Source organism: Cobetia sp. 1AS1 (assembly GCF_029846435.1).
GTDB lineage: Bacteria > Pseudomonadota > Gammaproteobacteria > Pseudomonadales > Halomonadaceae > Cobetia > Cobetia amphilecti.
This window is the reverse complement of the sequence record NZ_JARWKU010000005.1, coordinates 70,772-85,996: the sequence shown is the minus strand read 5'-3', so window position 1 is coordinate 85,996 and position 15,225 is coordinate 70,772. Positions and strand designations below refer to the sequence as shown.

The following is a 15,225-nucleotide window of genomic DNA, read 5'->3' as shown; positions in this document are numbered from 1 at the left end:
GTGTCGACGGGACAGACTGGCATTTCGCTCAGATTACCGCGAGCTTACTCCGTGTCTAACATAAGGTCAGCATCAGGCCAGCATCAGGTCAGCGCCAGCTTGAGCACGATGATGAAGATGACCGCGACCGTCAGCCACTTGACCCACCGCGCACCCGCGGGACTCATGTTGACCCGCGCGCCGAGGAAGGCGCCGCTCATGTTGCCGACCGCCAGCACCAGACCGTAGGCCCAGCGCACCTGACCATCGAACACGAACACCGCCAGCGCCGGCAGGGTATACATCAACACGATGAAGACCTTGAAGACGTTGACCTGGGTCAGATCGATCTTGAGCAGCCGGTAGAGCACCACGATGAACAGCACGCCGACACCGACCTGGATGAAGCCACCATAAATGCCGATGCCGAACATCGCCAGCAACACCACGGGCGTGATGCGCTCCGGCGTCAGCTCACGCGTGTCGATGCGCGGCGTCGGCAGCAGCATCATGATCGAACACACCACCATCACCACGATCAGGACGCTCTCGAAGGCCTCGGCACTGATGCGGGTCGCCAGCCAGGCGCCCAGCATGGCGCCTGCCACGGCAGGCACGGCCAGTCGCCAGGCCACCCCCATGTTGTGCGCGCCCGCCTTGAGGAAGGTGCTGGTCGCGGTCGCACTCTGCAACGCGATCGCCACGCGGTTGGTGGCATTGGCCTGCGCAGGCGGCAGGCCGAGAAACATCAGCAATGGCAGCGTCAGCATCGAGCCACCCGCCGACAGCACATTGATGAAACCGGCCACGCCACCCAGTGCGATCAGCGCCACTACGCTGATCAGATCAAGGCCGCTGGTCAGCCCTGCAACATCCGACATCATGTCGACATTCCTTGTCCCGCCATCCCGTTGAGTGAAGACGCCCAAGGCGGACAGGCCCCAGAGCGCGCGATGCCCGACACACCACCCTCGCGTGACTGAGCGGGGGAAAGTGATGCCGGGCATCGTTCATAGCATATCGCGTCGCGTCACGCCTGCTTCAGCCACATCGGCTGACGCGTCTGGCGCTCATCCGACACGCCTGACTCAGTGCGCCAGCGCTTCCTGCCGGCCACTCTGACGCACGCTGTAGGTCAGCACGCCCAGGAAGATGACCAGGCCTGCGAGGTCGTAGGTCAGCTGACCATGCGGCCACAGCATCAGCGCACCGAGCGGGAACATCGCCAGACGCAGCCACCAGGGCAGTTCGTGCTCCAGATAGCCTTCCAGGCCCGCGACGATGGCGTAGATCCCGAACAGCGCGAACACGAACACCGTCAGCATCTCGCCGATGTCACCGGAGATCAGCGGGCTCCAGGCGAACAGCAGCGGCACGATGTAGAGTCCCTTGGCGATCTTCCAGGCCATCAGGCCGGTCTTCATCGGCGGTGTACGGGCGATCGCGGCTGCCGCGAAGGCGGTCAGGCAGACCGGCGGCGTGACGTTGGAATCCTGGGACAGCCAGAAGATGATCATGTGCGCACTCACCAGTGCCATGGTCAGCACGTGCGGCGACAGCGCCTGCTCATACAGTTGGCTCTGGAAGGTATCCGGCACCAGCGCCAGCAGTTCGCGGGCGGCGTCCATGCTCATCGGCGCGCCCAGCAGGTCCAGCTTGTCCGGTGCTGCCAGCATGAAGATGGCCTTGGCCTGCTCCGGCAGGTTGCCCGCCGCCAGCAGATCCACCAGCTGGGAATGGGCGATCAGGTTGTAGAGCGCCGGGGCGGACAGCGTGCCCAGCACGATATAGGACGCCGTCACCGGCAGGCCCATGCCCAGAATCAATGACGCCAGCGCGATCAGGATGATGGTGATCAGCAGGCTGCCACCCGCCCAGTCGGTGATCATCAGCGAGAAGGTGTTGCCGATACCGGTGGTGGAGACGACGTTGACGATCAGGCCGACGGTGATCAGCAGGATCGCGGTGGTGGTCATGTTGCGCACCCCGGCCAGCATCGCCTCGATGATGTCACCGAGCTTCATCGGATTCTTCGACAGCCACGAGGCCGCGATGACGGACAGGATCGCGATGCCGGCGGCGTAGGTCGGCGTGAAGCCATAGATCAGTGCACCGACCAGCACGAACAGCGGTGCCAGATAGTGCCAGCCATCCTTGAGCACGTCCTTGAGACGCGGGCCCTGCGGGTCATCCAGCGCCGTGGCGTCGGAGCGCTTGGCCTCGATGCGCACGAACATGGCCACCGACAGGAAGTAGAGCAGCGCCGGCAAGGCGGCCACGCCGACGATGGTCAGGTACGGCACCTGGGTGTAGGACGCCATGATGAAGGCGCCCGCGCCCATCACCGGCGGCATCAGCTGACCACCGGTCGAGGCGGCAGCCTCGACGCCTGCCGCGAAGCGCGCCGGGAAGCCGGCACGGCGCATCAGCGGAATCGTGATCACGCCGGTGGAGACGGTGTTGGCGACACTCGAGCCGGACACCGAGCCCATCAGGCCGGAGGCGAACACCGCCACGAAGCCCGGGCCACCCTTGAAGCGACCCGCCGCGCAGCGCGCCAGATCGATGATGAAGTCACCCGCGCCGGACTTGACCAGGAAGGCCCCGAACAGGATGAACATGAACACGTAGGACCAGGAAATGCGGGCGATGGAGCCCAGCATCCCTTCGCCGCCGATGAAGCTTCTGAACAGCACCGTCTCCCAGGTCAGGCCCGGGAAGTTGAACACGCCACCGACATACTTGCCCCACCAGGCCACGTAGGTCAGCGCGATCAGACACAGCACCGGGATGAACCAGCCGGTGGTGCGGCGCGCGAACTCGAGGATCAGGCCGACCGCGACGATGGAGACCACCCAGTCCGCGGTGGAGAACACCACGCCGCGGTCATAGAGCGCATCCTCGAAGCCGATCAGATAGAGGCCGCAACCCAGCGCCGCCAGCCCCAGCATGACATCCACGCCCAGCACCCAGCGCTTGGCACCATCACTGGCCGGGGTCAGCATCGGAATGGTCAGCGCGCACAGCAGACCGAACAGGCCGTAGTGCAAGGCGCTCACCCACAGCTCCGACAGGGTCGAGACGGTGTTGAAGTACAGGTGCGCCAGACAGATGACGATGGAGATCACGAAGACGGCACGCCCCAGCCAGGGCAGCTCCATGCGCCACGGCGCAGCTTCGGCGGATTCGTCGCGCACACCGGAGAGATCCGGCTCCTGCGCTTCGCTATCAGTGGGACGAGAGGGCTCTGGCGAGCGGGAATCATGCATGGCGTTGCCTCAAAACGGGATCAGACAGCGATGGCGCAGCGGCGACTTGCGTCACCATGCGCCCGGGCTTGCGAGGAGAATACGGGCTTCTACCGCGATCAATCGTGGGCACTGCTCTGGTCCTGCGCCTCACCTTGCCCACGCGGGGCAGTGTCACGGCGCCGGACCGGCGGTGGTTTATTGGTCTGGGAAACTGCGCTGCCCTCACCGCCGCCAGAGGCGAGCGATGAGGGCAGCGGGAACATCAGGAGTGGATCACTCGGCGATCAGGCGCGCCGGAATCTCGATGCCCTGCTCCTTGAAGTAACGTGCGGCACCCGGGTGCAGCGGCAGCGGCAGACCCGCGATGGCCTTGTCGATGGCCATGGCCTTGGTGGCCGGGTGGATGTTGTTCAGGAACGGCAGGTTCTCGTACATGGTCTTGGTGATCTGATAGACGTCTTCTTCGGAGACATCGTCACGCACCACCAGGATATTCGGCTGGGCGATGGTGTTGATCGCCTCGTCCTGACCCGGATAGGTGCCAGCGGCGATTTCATACGGGGTCCACAGCTCGAACTGGGAGTTGACCTTGGCCAGCTGCTCTTCGGTGAAGTCCAGCGTGGTGATCTCGCCGCCCAGGTTGGCGTAGGCACGGGTCACGGCGGAGGCCGGTGCGCCGGCCGGAATGTTCATGCCGTCGATGTTGCCGTTCTGCATCGCATCGGCACTCGGGCCATAGCCCATGTAGGCCAGATCCATCTTGTCGGCATCGATGCCCAGCTGCTCGAGGATGAAGCGACCCGAGCCTTCGGTACCGGAGTTCTTCTTGCCGATGGAGAAGCTCTTGCCGTAGAAGTTGGTCATGTCCTCGATGGTGCCGGACTTGACCTCATCATTGCGGGCCACGAAGTGCTCGACGTTCTGCCACAGCATCGAGATGCTGCGCAGGTTCTTGTGCGCCTTGTTGACCGGCGGGGTGCCATTCCATGCCCAGGCGCCGTAGAGGCCCTGGATGATGCCGAACTGGGCCTGGTCCTCTTCCATCAGCTTGAGGTTCTCGCCGGAACCGGCCGAGGAAATCGCGGACACGGAGATGCCGGCGGTCGGCTCGAGCTTGACCTTGATCAGCGTGGAGAGTGCCACGCCGACCGGGTAGAAGGTGCCACCGGTGGTGGCGGTACCCATGATGTACTTGCCTTCCGCCTGAGCCACGGCACTGAGACCAAGAGAGGCTGCGATGGCGAGACCGAGACCGGCCTTGAGGAACTGGCGCTTTTGCATGGAGTGACTCCTTGGCGAACCTGCCGGGCGCAGGTTGAGCATTCTTGTAATGTGGGTAGGCAGACGGACATTGCGGCTGAGCAGGCTCTGGCCCTGGGCGGTGCTGGCCATGTCGCGACCGACAATGCGCAAGGTAGCCCTCTTTTGCGTGGGGCGTTCGTTGCGAGCCTCTGCTTCAGCGTAGGAAGAAGGTTAGCAACTGTCCGCGCGGCGCGGTATTTGGCGATGGGGGCATTGCGCAGCCCCCACAGCACGCACGGGCAATCCGCAAAGTGGCAGGATTCTGCCGATCTGGTCACACTGAGGGCATTCGCGGGCGTTCACGCCAAGGAGTCCGCCACGATTCGGGTTACCCTTTGCCCTCGACTCACGCCCGCCCTGCTCCATCCGATCAAGGAGAGACGATGACCCCCTTCAGCCTTCACCCGCAGCTGGACGCCGACACCCACTTCGTGGCCGACCTGCCGCTGTGCACCGTGCGTCTGATGAACGATGCGCGCTATCCGTGGCTGGTACTGATTCCGCGCCGCGATGCCATCCGCGAGATCTACGAACTGGACAGCAGCGCCCAGCAGCAGCTTTGGCAGGAAACCACGCAACTGGGCGAACTGCTGATGACGGTGAGCGGTGGCGAGAAGCTCAATATCGGCGCACTGGGCAACATGGTGCCGCAGCTGCACATGCACGTGATCGCCCGCCGCAGCGATGATGAAGCCTGGCCAGGGCCGGTGTGGGGCGTCGGCACGGCCGAGCCCCATGACAACGAGGCACTGACGGTGCTGGTCGACACCCTGCGCATGAAGATCGCCGAGCTGCCGAGCTATTCCTACTGACAGCATCACCTGCGCTGTCACTGACATCTGCGCTCTCGCAGACACTGTCATCCACGCTCTCACATCTACGACAACGGGGCCCGATGGGCCCCGTTGTCGTATCTTGCAGGTAGCGTGTAGCAGGTAGTTAGCGGCGGCGCCGCAGACCTCACTCGTCGCCGGACCTCACTTGTCGCCTGAGCTCTGTCCTGATGACCTCGGGCCCAGAGGGCTCTGGAGGGAGGTGCCCGGCGCCGAGCGATCAAACGGCGAAGCACCGCGACCGGTGGGAGAGTCCAGCGCCTTGAGACTGCTGGCGACCAGCAAAGCGCCAAAGACCGTGATGATGATGCCGCCGAGCAGCCCGACCAGTGCCGCCCACGGCCACTGACGACGCGCGCGGCCGTCCGAGTGCGGCCCACCCAGGCGCGAGCCGGCCGCCGCCAGGCGTCCGCTGGCCTTCATGATCAAGGTGGCCATCGCCACGCTGCCCACCGTCAGCGCGGTGCCCAATGACATCGCCAGCACCGCCAGTACCCCACTGCCGACCATGTTCAGCGCCAGCGCGGCCAGCAAGACCAGAATCGCGCCGGAACACGGGCGCAGGCCGATCGCCAGCACCGCCATGCCCATGGTGCGCCAGTCGCCACTGGCCTGCTCCGCCGTCACGCCATGCGCATGGCCGCAACCACAGTCATGCCCGTGTGAATGAGCGTGGCCGTGAGAATGAGAGTGAGAGTGAGAATGTGAGTGGTCGCGGCCAGGCGACGGCTCGAACGCCAGCCCCTGCATCGCTGGCGCCTGCGGCGCTCCCACGCTAGAGACAGGCTGTGCCCTGACAACACGCCATAGCGTGCGAGCGGCGCGCCACAGTAGCAACAGCCCCAGCACCAGCACCCCGAGATGACTGAGCAGGGTGACCTTCTCGACCTGTCCGAGCACATCGCGCCCCGCCCAGTCGAGCAGCCCCGCCCCGAGGCCGACCAGCACCAGCGCACTGACGCCCTGCAGCAAGGCCGCCAGCAACGACAGCCACAGTGCACGGCGCCGAACGATGGGCTGGCTGACCAGCAGCGTACTGATGACGACCTTGCCATGCCCGGGGCCCGCGGCATGCAGCACGCCATAGGCGAAGGACAGCCCGATCAGCGCCCAGGGCGTGCCGGGATGCGCGGCAAGCTCACTCATGGCGCGCCCCAGCGAGCGCTGGAAACGCGATTGCTCGGCGAAGATCCACCCCAGCGCCTCGCCCCAGCCCTGCACCAGGCCTGGCCAGAGCGCCATGCCCAGCACGAGCAGCCCGCAGCCGACCGCCAGCCAGCCGGCCAGGCGCCGCCTCCGCGACGAGGCCGGCTTCAGCAGGCCATCACGCATGCCCTTGAGGCTCTTGATATCGCCAAGCCCGCTGGTGTCCTTCGGCTCACTGCTCATCAGCCACCTCACAGCTGACACTGCCGACCTCGGCGAAGTACTGGCCGAGATCCATCGGTGCGGTGGCGTTGATATCCAGCATCGAGGCCTCGGCGACCTTGGACGGGTCCGGGTCGGCCGGCGTGATGCCCGGCGTGCAGCTCAGCGCCGAGTCCTGTCCTTCCAGTCCGCTCACCACCAGCCCTTGCTGCACGGCGATGGCATCTGGGTCATGCAGAATCTCGATGTAATAGGTGGGGTCGTAGATGCGATAACTGAGGGTATGGCCAGCCATCGCCACCGGCTCAGCCAGCGGCAGCTCCATCTGGAAGGCGACACGCTCGCCCTTGAGCCAGGTGGTCTGGCGCGTCGCCTTGCCAAGCGCCACGGGTTCGCCGTCCAGCGTGACATGGGTGTAGTAATCGAACTGCGACAGATTGGCCAGAATCTCGCTGCCCAGCACATCGAGGCGCTGCTCCATGCTGGTATCGTCCTCGAGCGCGGCCAGCTCCTGACGCAGCGTCAGGCTGTAGAAGGGGTCGAGCAGCCAATACTGGCGCATCGCGACGGCCCGCCCCTGGTCATCGAGGCGCAGCGTCACCCGCAGGTCGACCCAGCCGTGCGGATGCGCGGCAGCGGGCTGACTGGCCACCAGGGTGCCCAGCATCAGCAACGGCGTCAGCCAGGCTACGGGGCGCAGCCTGTGACGAGACGGGAAACGCGCCAGCGCGGACGACAGCGCCGCCACCAGGCGATGAACAGCAACAGACATCGGGAAACTCCGGCAGAACGTCACGGGGACGACAGGAAGGGATTGGCAGGATGTTACTTCATGACAAAACGGGCGGCATCCCGACGCAGCCCGAGGACACCTTCGACAGGCAGCGGCGACGGTCAGTTCGCCGGATCATCATGGCCATGACGAAAGTCTTCTCGGCGCAGCCCGTATTTGTGCATCTTGAGATTGAGCGTACGCCGCGGCAGTGCCAACTCCTCCAGCACCTGAGCGATGTTGCCGCGTGCACGGGTCAAGGCGGCGCGAATCAAGGTCGACTCGAACATCGCCACCTGTGCCGCCAGCCCATGCTCCTCGCTGCTCGCCAGCGCCTCGTCGCTCCCACCATTGCCGACCTCGCCTGCGTCCTCCTCCGCTGAGGCACTGCCTGGTGCGGATGACTGCCGCGTCGTGGGCGATTCCCCCAGCACCACGCGGCGACTGGCGGCCTGGCGCAGCTGCCAGAGATTGCCCGGCCAGTCCGCCGCCATCAACGCGGCCAGCTCACCGCTGGCGAAGGGTTGCGCCTCCACCTCATGCACCTCGGCAGCCTGACGGCTGAAATGCGCCATCAGCAACGGGATGTCCTCGCGCCGCTCGCGCAGGGCGGGGGTCGTCAGTTCGATCTCGGCCAGTGCATGGCCGAGAGTACGCGTCAGCGGCCCGCTTGCCATCACGTCGCCCACGCTGCACAGCGCGCTGCACACCAGCCGTGGCGCCTGGCGGGCGCCGTCCTCACGCGTGGCGATCCAGCCGTCCAGCCACTGCCATTGCGCGCCACTCAGGTGGTCCACCTCATGCAGCAGCAAGGTATTGGCCGCAGGACATGCCGCGAGTGCATCCTCGATCGCGCTCGCCAGTGCCTCCGCGCCCTCTGCCCTGGCTTGCGACAGGGGCGCGCATTCCACTCGTGCCAGCAAGGCCGTCGCCGCCGTCGGCATGGCAGCAGTTGAGGGCGGAGCGTCAGCAGGCGGCGCATGCTCGGCCAGTGCCAGCGCCAGAGTGCTGCGCCCGCTGCCCGCCTCGCCGCTGATCCAGACGCGCGCCGGGTGCCCGCGCAACTCCAGCAGTCGCTCACGCAGCTGGCGAATCTGCCGGCTCTCGCCCCGCAGCAGACCACTGAGGCCGCGCACGCTCAAGCGGCGGCGCAGGCGTTGGTTTTCATCACTCAGACGCCGCCCCGCCAGCGCCTGACGCAGCTTGAGCTCCAGCGCTTCGGGGTCAAACGGCTTCTCGATGAAATCGCGCGCGCCGCCTTGCATCGCGGCAACGGCCGTGGCGACATCGCCGTGACCGGTCATCATCAGCACCGGCAGCTCCGGTGCCTTTAGCGCAAGCCGCGCCAACAGCGTCAGGCCATCCATGCCCGGCATGCGGATATCGCTGATCACCACGCTGACCGGCTCGGCGGCAGCCAGCGCCTCCAGCAGCGCCTCGGCGCGCGAGAAGCAGCGCAGATGGATCTCGGCCAGCTCCAGCCACTGAGCGAGGGATTCGCGCACCGCCGGGTCGTCATCCACCAGCCATACCGGCGCCTCACGGGTCAGATCGCTGTCCTGCTGCAGGCGCAGCTCTGCCGGGTCCAGGCCCGTGGCGGCAAACTCCTCTGCGCCCTCGAAGCCATCGCTGTCGTGCGTATAGCCTGTCATTCGTGCGTATACCCCGTCATGTCACGGATTGCTGCCCGCTGCCTTGTTGTTCGGTGCCGTCGGCTGCATGCGTTGCCTCCGACGCCGGCGTGCGTAGCCACAATTCGAAGCAGGCGCCGCCCAGCGCAGAGCCCTCAGCCGGTTCAGACACAGAAGCGCCATCGGCCAGACGCAGCTGACCACCGAGGTCGCGCGCCAGGCCATAACTCAGAAACAGCCCCATCCCCATGCCTTCGCCGACCTCGCGTGTGGTGGTGAAAGGATCAAACAGCGTGGCACGCAGCGCAGGGTCGATGCCGGGGCCGTTGTCCTCGATGCGCAGACATCCGCCTGGCTGCCCCTCGAGACTGGCCACTGCCGGCCAGGCCTGCCAACTGAGGCGCAGTCGCGGGGCCGCGCGCTTGTCGTCCGGCTCGTCGCTCTGCTGATCGGTCTGTTGATCGACCTGCTGTGCTTTCTGCTCCCCTTCCAGCGCATCGAGCGCATTGCGGATCAGGTTGGTCAGCAGCTGCTCGAGACGCACCTGCTCGCCCATCACGATGATGTCCCAGGTCAGCGCGTCCTGCTCCACCGTCAGGTCGAGGGCGGTGACTCGCTCGGCGAGCAGTTCCAGCGCGAAGTCGATGCGCGGCGCCAGCGCCAGGGCAACGGGCGCCTGCTGACTGGCCGGACGCACGAAGACGCGCAGCTGGCGAATCATGTCGGCCAGGCGCTCGGACAGCTCACTGATGCGCGTGAAGTTTCTGGCGGCGGATTCGGCGGCACGCGCGGTCAGCTCGGGGCGCGTTGCGGCAGAGGCGATGCCCCGCGCCAGCAGCTTGCCGCCGCTGGCGGCGTAGGTGCGAATGCCGACCAGCGGCTGATTGAGCTCATGGGCGATACCGGCCGCCATGGTGCCCAGCGCGGCCAGCTTGCCGGCCTGCACCAGCTCGTCACGCGTGGCCTCGAGTTCGCGAGAGCGCTGGGCGACCCGCTCCTCGAGGCGCTCGTTGATCTCGCGCATCATCACCGCTTCACGCCGAATCAGCCCCAGGCGCGCCTGACGCTCGCGCATCCACAGCGCCATCATCGCCAGTCCCAGGATCACGGCGAGCCCGACCAGCACCACATTGCGCGCCTGGATATAGAGTGGCCGCAGCGGCATCAGAAAATGCAGCTGCCAGCCCAACGGCCCGCTGGCCAGCGACTCATCCAGATAGCGCTGGCCCATCGCCGCCGTCGGCAGCCGCGCGATCTCCGATGCCGCCAGTTCGTGGTTGTCGCCCAGCACCAGACTGCCGTCCTCCAGCTCCCGCGACAGCGGTGTCAGCGGCGCCCCGCGAAACTGCTGCTGTGCCCGAATGCTGTCCAGCGCCTGCGGCTCGATCGCCTCCAGCGCGCGATATTTCCAGTTGCGCCGCGAGGCCAGCAGCACGATGCGATTGGCATCGGCGAGCAGCACCGTCTCCCCCGCCTGGCGCCAGGTATCCTCCAGCGCCTCCAGCGAGACCTTGACCACCATGACGCCCAGCGGCTGACCCTCGGCCCCAAGCACCGGCGCCGAGACGAAATAGCCGGGACGCCCGGTGGTATTGCCGACGGCGAAGAATTCGCCGCGCCCGCGCGCCAGGGCATCGATGAAATAAGGGCGGTAGTCATAGCGATAGCCGACGAAGCTGTCTGGCTCATCGAAGTTGCTCGCGGCCACGGTCATGCCGTCGCGGTCGGTCAGGAAGATGGCCGCCGCGCCGGAGGCACGCGCGACACGCCGCAGATGCTGGTTGAGATCACTGCTCGAACCGAGGGGAGCGGCGGCATTGGCGGCGTCGCGTTCGTCTGAGGGGATAACAGGCGGCGTTGCCGCAGGCGGAACGCCCTGCTCGCCAAGGATGATACGCACACGGGCCTGGCGCGCCAGCAATTCCGGCAGCCACTGGAAGCGCGACAACTCAGCATTCAGGGTGCTGGCGTAGAAATTCAGACGAGTCGCAGCGTGCTGGCGAGCATCACGCTCGCCACGCGCCAGCTCCCAGTGCCAGAGAGCAAACAAGGCCATCAGCCCGGCCAGCAGACTGGCCGAGAGTGCCAACCAGGCCAGACGCCGACGGCGCAGCGCACTCAGCGTCATGGGCCATCACACCGCGCGAGCGCGGGCTCGCCCGGGCTCCGGTACTGCCCGCCTGCGAAGTGGTGGACAAGGCCAGAGAGGCGACGCTGAGGGCCGCCTCGTGGGGTTGCCATGCGTGGAGTTGGCATGCGCGAGGCGGTCACGGCGCGCCGATCACCGGCACGGTGCGCGCATCCAGGGCCACGGCGACCTCCACCAGCAGGTTGTCGAGGCGGCCCGGCGCGATATCGGCACCATTGCTGTCACCGCTCACGCTGAGACGAATCTGGCCGTTGACCTCGCTCACCCAGGCTTCCAACGCCAGCGGCGGCCGGGCAGCGTAGCTGGCATCGAGGCGCTCGAGATCCGGGTCTGCGCGCTCGATGATGAAGCCACGCTCCGCCAGCGTCGTCAGCAGGGTGACGAAGACCTGCTGGGAGGTCAGGGTGCCGCTGTTGGGGGCGATCACCGCGGTGCGCGAGTCCGGCGCATGGGTCGGCTGGTTCATGCAGCCACCCAGTACCAGCAGACCGGCGAGCAGCGTCGCGAGCCCCAGACGTTGCCACAGCGAGCGTGGAGATGCCTTGCGCATGTTCATCAGCGAACCTCCCGTGGATCACGACCCGCCAGCGCAGCCTGCAGCTGACGCTCGATCTGGCGGCAGCTGTCGCTGTCATTGTGAGGACGGGCATCGATGACGTAGCCGCCCTGATTGATGACCTGCTCATCGCGGATCACACGCACGCGCTCATCCGGCGCGACCAGCGAGATGCGCTCGAAGCTGATCGGGTCATCCCGGAAGGTGTCATTGCCGACGCCCACGCCGAAATCATTGCCCGCCGCGACGCCATAGCCCACCGAGAAGCCGATGCGCGAGCCGAAGGGCCCATCGATCGCGCCCAGGCCCGGCTGGTCCACCTTGCGCTCACCCGTCACCACGCCCAGCGCCTGTTCGCTCTCGCGGATCTTGTAGCCACGGGCCTCGACGACCTGCGCCGCGGCACGCAACCACTGATTGGCATCGCCCTCACGCGGAAAGATGCAGGCTTCGGGCAGGCCAGCGCTGTCATTCGCGGCCAGCGGGTCCTTGCCGGACAGGGCCGAGCAGCCGCTCAGCAGCACCAGCCCCACTGCGAGCAGTGTCATGCGCGGCAGGCGCGAGCGCGCTGACGTATCAGCCACGCTCGGCCGTGCGGGAAATTCGGGAAGTCGATGGAGCATGCGAACGTCTCCGGTCAGTCACTTGAGCCGGCGCTGCATCACGATTTTCACACCATGAGACACACCAGAGGCACTAGACTGACACATAAGTCTTGTAGGGTTTCTGCATAATTATGGTATCGAGACAGCGGAATACCCTGGATGCAGGAAGCCTCATCTTAGCGCCCAGCCATGCCAGCGCCTACCGTATCCAGCCCCCGACAATGCAAGCCAAGACCGTATCGCCATTGCCATTTCGCACGATGAACACGCAACGCCAGCGCTGCCAGGGCCGCTCGCTCGGCGCGCAAACCGCCGGTCAGCGCGCGCAACACTGGTTACATATGGAAACGATATCGGGCGGACAACTCACGACGCTACAGGTTCAATAAGTTACCATTATCGACGAATAGGCAATCAGGGAGAGAAATTTATGTCAGAAAATGCCGACCAGCCCACGGTCGCCAAGATCAATCCGCCAGTCTTCTTCGGCTCCGCCGTCGTGATTTTGGCGTTCGTGATCTTTACGGTCGCCATGCCGGATACCGCGCAGACCGCCTTCGGTCATGTCCAGACCTGGATCATCGACACCGTCGGCTGGTTCTACCTGCTGGCCATGGGCGTGTTCGTGATCTTCACGCTGGGTCTCGCCTTCTCGAGCTATGGCGACATCAAGCTGGGGCCAGACCATTCCGAGCCTGATTTCAGCTACGGCTCCTGGTTCGCGATGCTGTTTTCCGCGGGCATGGGCATCGGCCTGATGTTCTACGGCGTCGCCGAGCCTGTCTTCCACTTCACTGCGCCTCCGGTCGGCGATGCCGGCACCGTCGAGGCCGCGCGTGAAGCCATGAAGACCACCTTCTTCCACTGGGGCATCCACGCCTGGGGCGTCTATGCCGTGGTGGCGCTGGCGCTGGCCTACTTCAGCTTCCGCCACAACCTGCCGCTGCGCATCAGCTCTGCGCTGTATCCGCTGATCGGCAAGCGCATCCATGGCCCGATCGGCCATGCCGTCGATATCTTCGCCGTCTTCGGCACCATGTTCGGGGTCGCGACCTCGCTGGGTCTGGGCGTGCTGCAGGTCAGCTCCGGTCTGCATTATCTGTTCGATATCGACAACGACCTGACCACCCAGATCATCCTGATCGCCATCATCACCTGTCTGGCGACCATTTCCGTGGTCATGGGTCTGGACGGCGGCATCCGTCGTCTCTCCGAGCTGAACCTTGGTCTGGCACTGGCGCTGATGCTGTTCGTGCTGTGCGTGGGTCCGACCATCTTCCTGCTGCAGACGTTGATCCAGAACATCGGTGGCTACCTCAGCGAAGTGGTCGACAAGACCTTCAACATGTTCGCCTATATCCCCGAAGAGGGCCCGTCCAAGTGGCTGGGTGGCTGGACCCTGTTCTACTGGGGCTGGTGGATCGCGTGGTCCCCGTTCGTGGGCATGTTCATCGCACGCGTCTCGCGTGGCCGCACCATCCGTGAATTCGTCTACGGCGTGCTGTTCGTGCCGATGGGCTTCACCTTCCTGTGGCTGACCTTCTTCGGCGACAGCGCCCTGCACATGCTGCTGACCGATACCGCGGGCAACCTGGCAGAAGCGGTCTCCGCCGATGCGTCCGTGGCGCTGTTCAAGTTCCTGGAGCTGTTCCCGTTCGGTAGCATCACCTCCATGCTGGCCACCCTGCTGGTCGTGACCTTCTTCGTCACTTCCTCGGATTCCGGCTCGCTGGTCATCGACATGCTGACCTCCAAGGAAGGCGACGAATCTCCGGTCTGGCAGCGTGTCTTCTGGGCCTTCTCCGAAGGTTTCGTCGCCGTGGCGCTGCTGATGGCGGGTGGCCTGGGCGCGCTGCAGACCGCCTCGCTGGCCTCTGCCCTGCCGTTCGCGATCATCCTGATGTTCGTCTGCTATGGCCTGCTCAAGGCACTGCGTCTCGAGGGCGTCAAGCAACGCTCCATGCAGCACCTGAGCAACACGCCGGGCCACACCGCCGGTGGCGCACGCAGCTGGCAGAAGCGCGTCCAGACCCTGGTCGAGACGCCGCGCCAGAAGAACGTCGAGCAGTACCTGATCAACACCGTCACGCCGGCACTGGCGGATGTCGCGAAGGAATTCGAGGCCCAGGGCCTGGATACTCGCGTCAATGACGAGGAAGACCGCAGCTATCTGCAGGTCAGCCACGGCGAGGAAGTCGACTTCGTCTACGGTGTGCGGGTGCGCGAATACGCAGCACCGGCCTTCGCGCTGCGCAACGTCAAGCGCAAGGGCACCAGCGACGTGGAACGCCAGTACCGCGCCGAGGTCTTCCTGCGTGAAGGTGGCCAGACCTATGACGTCATGGGTTACACCAAGGAGCAGGTGATCGGCGATGTGCTGGACCAGTACGAGAAGCACATGCACTTCCTGCACATGGCGCGCAACTGACGCCTGAGCGTTGCAGAAGTGATGACAGCTGATGACATGGCTGTCGCAAAGGCCCCGCTCCGTGCGGGGCCTTTGCGTATGTGGCCGCAATCAGAATGTCCGAGCCGACGACATTGGCTGCAATATCCATGTGCGACCTTGAAAACCGCGTGTGCGCACCACATCTCTTACCAGGCATTCATCTACGGCTTGAGGGTGGTGCGCCGGCGACGATAGGGGTGGCCGATGAGGGCGATACAGTGAATTCGTTACCCTGCATCCCGCCCAGCCTCTACACTGGTGGCATACTGGCAGCACGGCTCGCCACCTGCATCTCCACTTTCCCCACAATGCCGTTCACTTCACATTTTT

11 protein-coding genes are annotated in these 15,225 nt (G+C 65.4%); 2 read left to right on the top strand and 9 right to left on the bottom strand.

The window, feature by feature from the left end:
- Positions 1–83: 83 nt before the first annotated feature.
- The 3 genes from QD280_RS10395 to QD280_RS10385 form a co-directional block, all read right to left on the bottom strand.
- Positions 84–863 (bottom strand): TSUP family transporter, encoded by a 780-nt coding sequence (locus tag QD280_RS10395; RefSeq protein ID WP_225347489.1) that lies wholly within the window; start codon positions 861–863, stop codon positions 84–86.
- A 204-nt stretch (positions 864–1,067) separates the two neighbouring features.
- Positions 1,068–3,140 (bottom strand): TRAP transporter permease, encoded by a 2,073-nt coding sequence (locus QD280_RS10390; protein ID WP_152965327.1) that lies wholly within the window; start codon positions 3,138–3,140, stop codon positions 1,068–1,070.
- Positions 3,141–3,503: 363 nt separating this feature from the next.
- Positions 3,504–4,511 (bottom strand): TAXI family TRAP transporter solute-binding subunit, encoded by a 1,008-nt coding sequence (locus QD280_RS10385; RefSeq protein ID WP_043333219.1) that lies wholly within the window; start codon positions 4,509–4,511, stop codon positions 3,504–3,506.
- Positions 4,512–4,915: 404 nt separating this feature from the next.
- On the opposite strand from QD280_RS10385, the gene QD280_RS10380 reads away from it, so the two are divergent.
- Positions 4,916–5,344 carry an HIT family protein gene (locus QD280_RS10380; RefSeq protein ID WP_279839178.1) on the top strand — a complete coding sequence of 143 codons (429 nt, stop codon included), beginning with the start codon at positions 4,916–4,918 and terminating at the stop codon, positions 5,342–5,344.
- Positions 5,345–5,509: 165 nt separating this feature from the next.
- Here QD280_RS10380 and QD280_RS10375 read toward each other — a convergent pair whose 3' ends face one another.
- From QD280_RS10375 to QD280_RS10350, 6 genes are all read right to left on the bottom strand, one after another.
- The gene (locus QD280_RS10375; RefSeq protein WP_279839177.1) at positions 5,510–6,754 is read right to left on the bottom strand and encodes a sodium:proton antiporter; all 1,245 of its coding nucleotides are present in this window, start codon (positions 6,752–6,754) and stop codon (positions 5,510–5,512) included.
- Positions 6,744–7,505 (bottom strand): DUF1007 family protein, encoded by a 762-nt coding sequence (locus QD280_RS10370; protein WP_279839176.1) that lies wholly within the window; start codon positions 7,503–7,505, stop codon positions 6,744–6,746. The genes QD280_RS10375 and QD280_RS10370 overlap by 11 nt, the downstream gene beginning before the upstream one ends.
- 122 nt (positions 7,506–7,627) lie before the next feature.
- The gene (locus QD280_RS10365; RefSeq protein WP_279839175.1) at positions 7,628–9,157 is read right to left on the bottom strand and encodes a response regulator; all 1,530 of its coding nucleotides are present in this window, start codon (positions 9,155–9,157) and stop codon (positions 7,628–7,630) included.
- A gap of 16 nt (positions 9,158–9,173) precedes the next feature.
- Positions 9,174–11,264: an ATP-binding protein gene (locus QD280_RS10360; RefSeq protein ID WP_279839174.1), complete on the bottom strand. Its 2,091-nt coding sequence runs from the start codon at positions 11,262–11,264 to the stop codon at positions 9,174–9,176.
- 139 nt (positions 11,265–11,403) lie between these two features.
- Positions 11,404–11,841, bottom strand: a complete 438-nt coding sequence (locus QD280_RS10355) for a hypothetical protein (RefSeq protein ID WP_043333222.1) — start codon at positions 11,839–11,841, stop codon at positions 11,404–11,406.
- Positions 11,841–12,464 carry a hypothetical protein gene (locus tag QD280_RS10350; RefSeq protein WP_213113680.1) on the bottom strand — a complete coding sequence of 208 codons (624 nt, stop codon included), beginning with the start codon at positions 12,462–12,464 and terminating at the stop codon, positions 11,841–11,843. Before QD280_RS10350 ends, QD280_RS10355 begins: the two co-directional genes overlap by 1 nt.
- Before the next feature lie 412 nt (positions 12,465–12,876).
- Between QD280_RS10350 and betT the strand changes: the two genes are divergently transcribed.
- Positions 12,877–14,874 carry a choline BCCT transporter BetT gene (gene betT / locus QD280_RS10345; protein ID WP_279839172.1) on the top strand — a complete coding sequence of 666 codons (1,998 nt, stop codon included), beginning with the start codon at positions 12,877–12,879 and terminating at the stop codon, positions 14,872–14,874.
- Positions 14,875–15,225 lie beyond the last annotated feature (351 nt).

Coding starts and splice junctions, on each gene's coding strand:
- QD280_RS10375 (WP_279839177.1), bottom strand. CDS start 6,754: ATGAGCAGTGAGCCGAAGGACACCAGCGGGCTTGGCGATATCAAGAGC.
- QD280_RS10350 (WP_213113680.1), bottom strand. CDS start 12,464: ATGCTCCATCGACTTCCCGAATTTCCCGCACGGCCGAGCGTGGCTGAT.
- QD280_RS10370 (WP_279839176.1), bottom strand. CDS start 7,505: ATGTCTGTTGCTGTTCATCGCCTGGTGGCGGCGCTGTCGTCCGCGCTG.
- betT (WP_279839172.1), top strand. CDS start 12,877: ATGTCAGAAAATGCCGACCAGCCCACGGTCGCCAAGATCAATCCGCCA.
- QD280_RS10395 (WP_225347489.1), bottom strand. CDS start 863: ATGATGTCGGATGTTGCAGGGCTGACCAGCGGCCTTGATCTGATCAGC.
- QD280_RS10390 (WP_152965327.1), bottom strand. CDS start 3,140: ATGGAGCTGCCCTGGCTGGGGCGTGCCGTCTTCGTGATCTCCATCGTC.
- QD280_RS10385 (WP_043333219.1), bottom strand. CDS start 4,511: ATGCAAAAGCGCCAGTTCCTCAAGGCCGGTCTCGGTCTCGCCATCGCA.
- QD280_RS10380 (WP_279839178.1), top strand. CDS start 4,916: ATGACCCCCTTCAGCCTTCACCCGCAGCTGGACGCCGACACCCACTTC.
- QD280_RS10365 (WP_279839175.1), bottom strand. CDS start 9,157: ATGACAGGCTATACGCACGACAGCGATGGCTTCGAGGGCGCAGAGGAG.
- QD280_RS10355 (WP_043333222.1), bottom strand. CDS start 11,841: ATGAACATGCGCAAGGCATCTCCACGCTCGCTGTGGCAACGTCTGGGG.
- QD280_RS10360 (WP_279839174.1), bottom strand. CDS start 11,264: ATGACGCTGAGTGCGCTGCGCCGTCGGCGTCTGGCCTGGTTGGCACTC.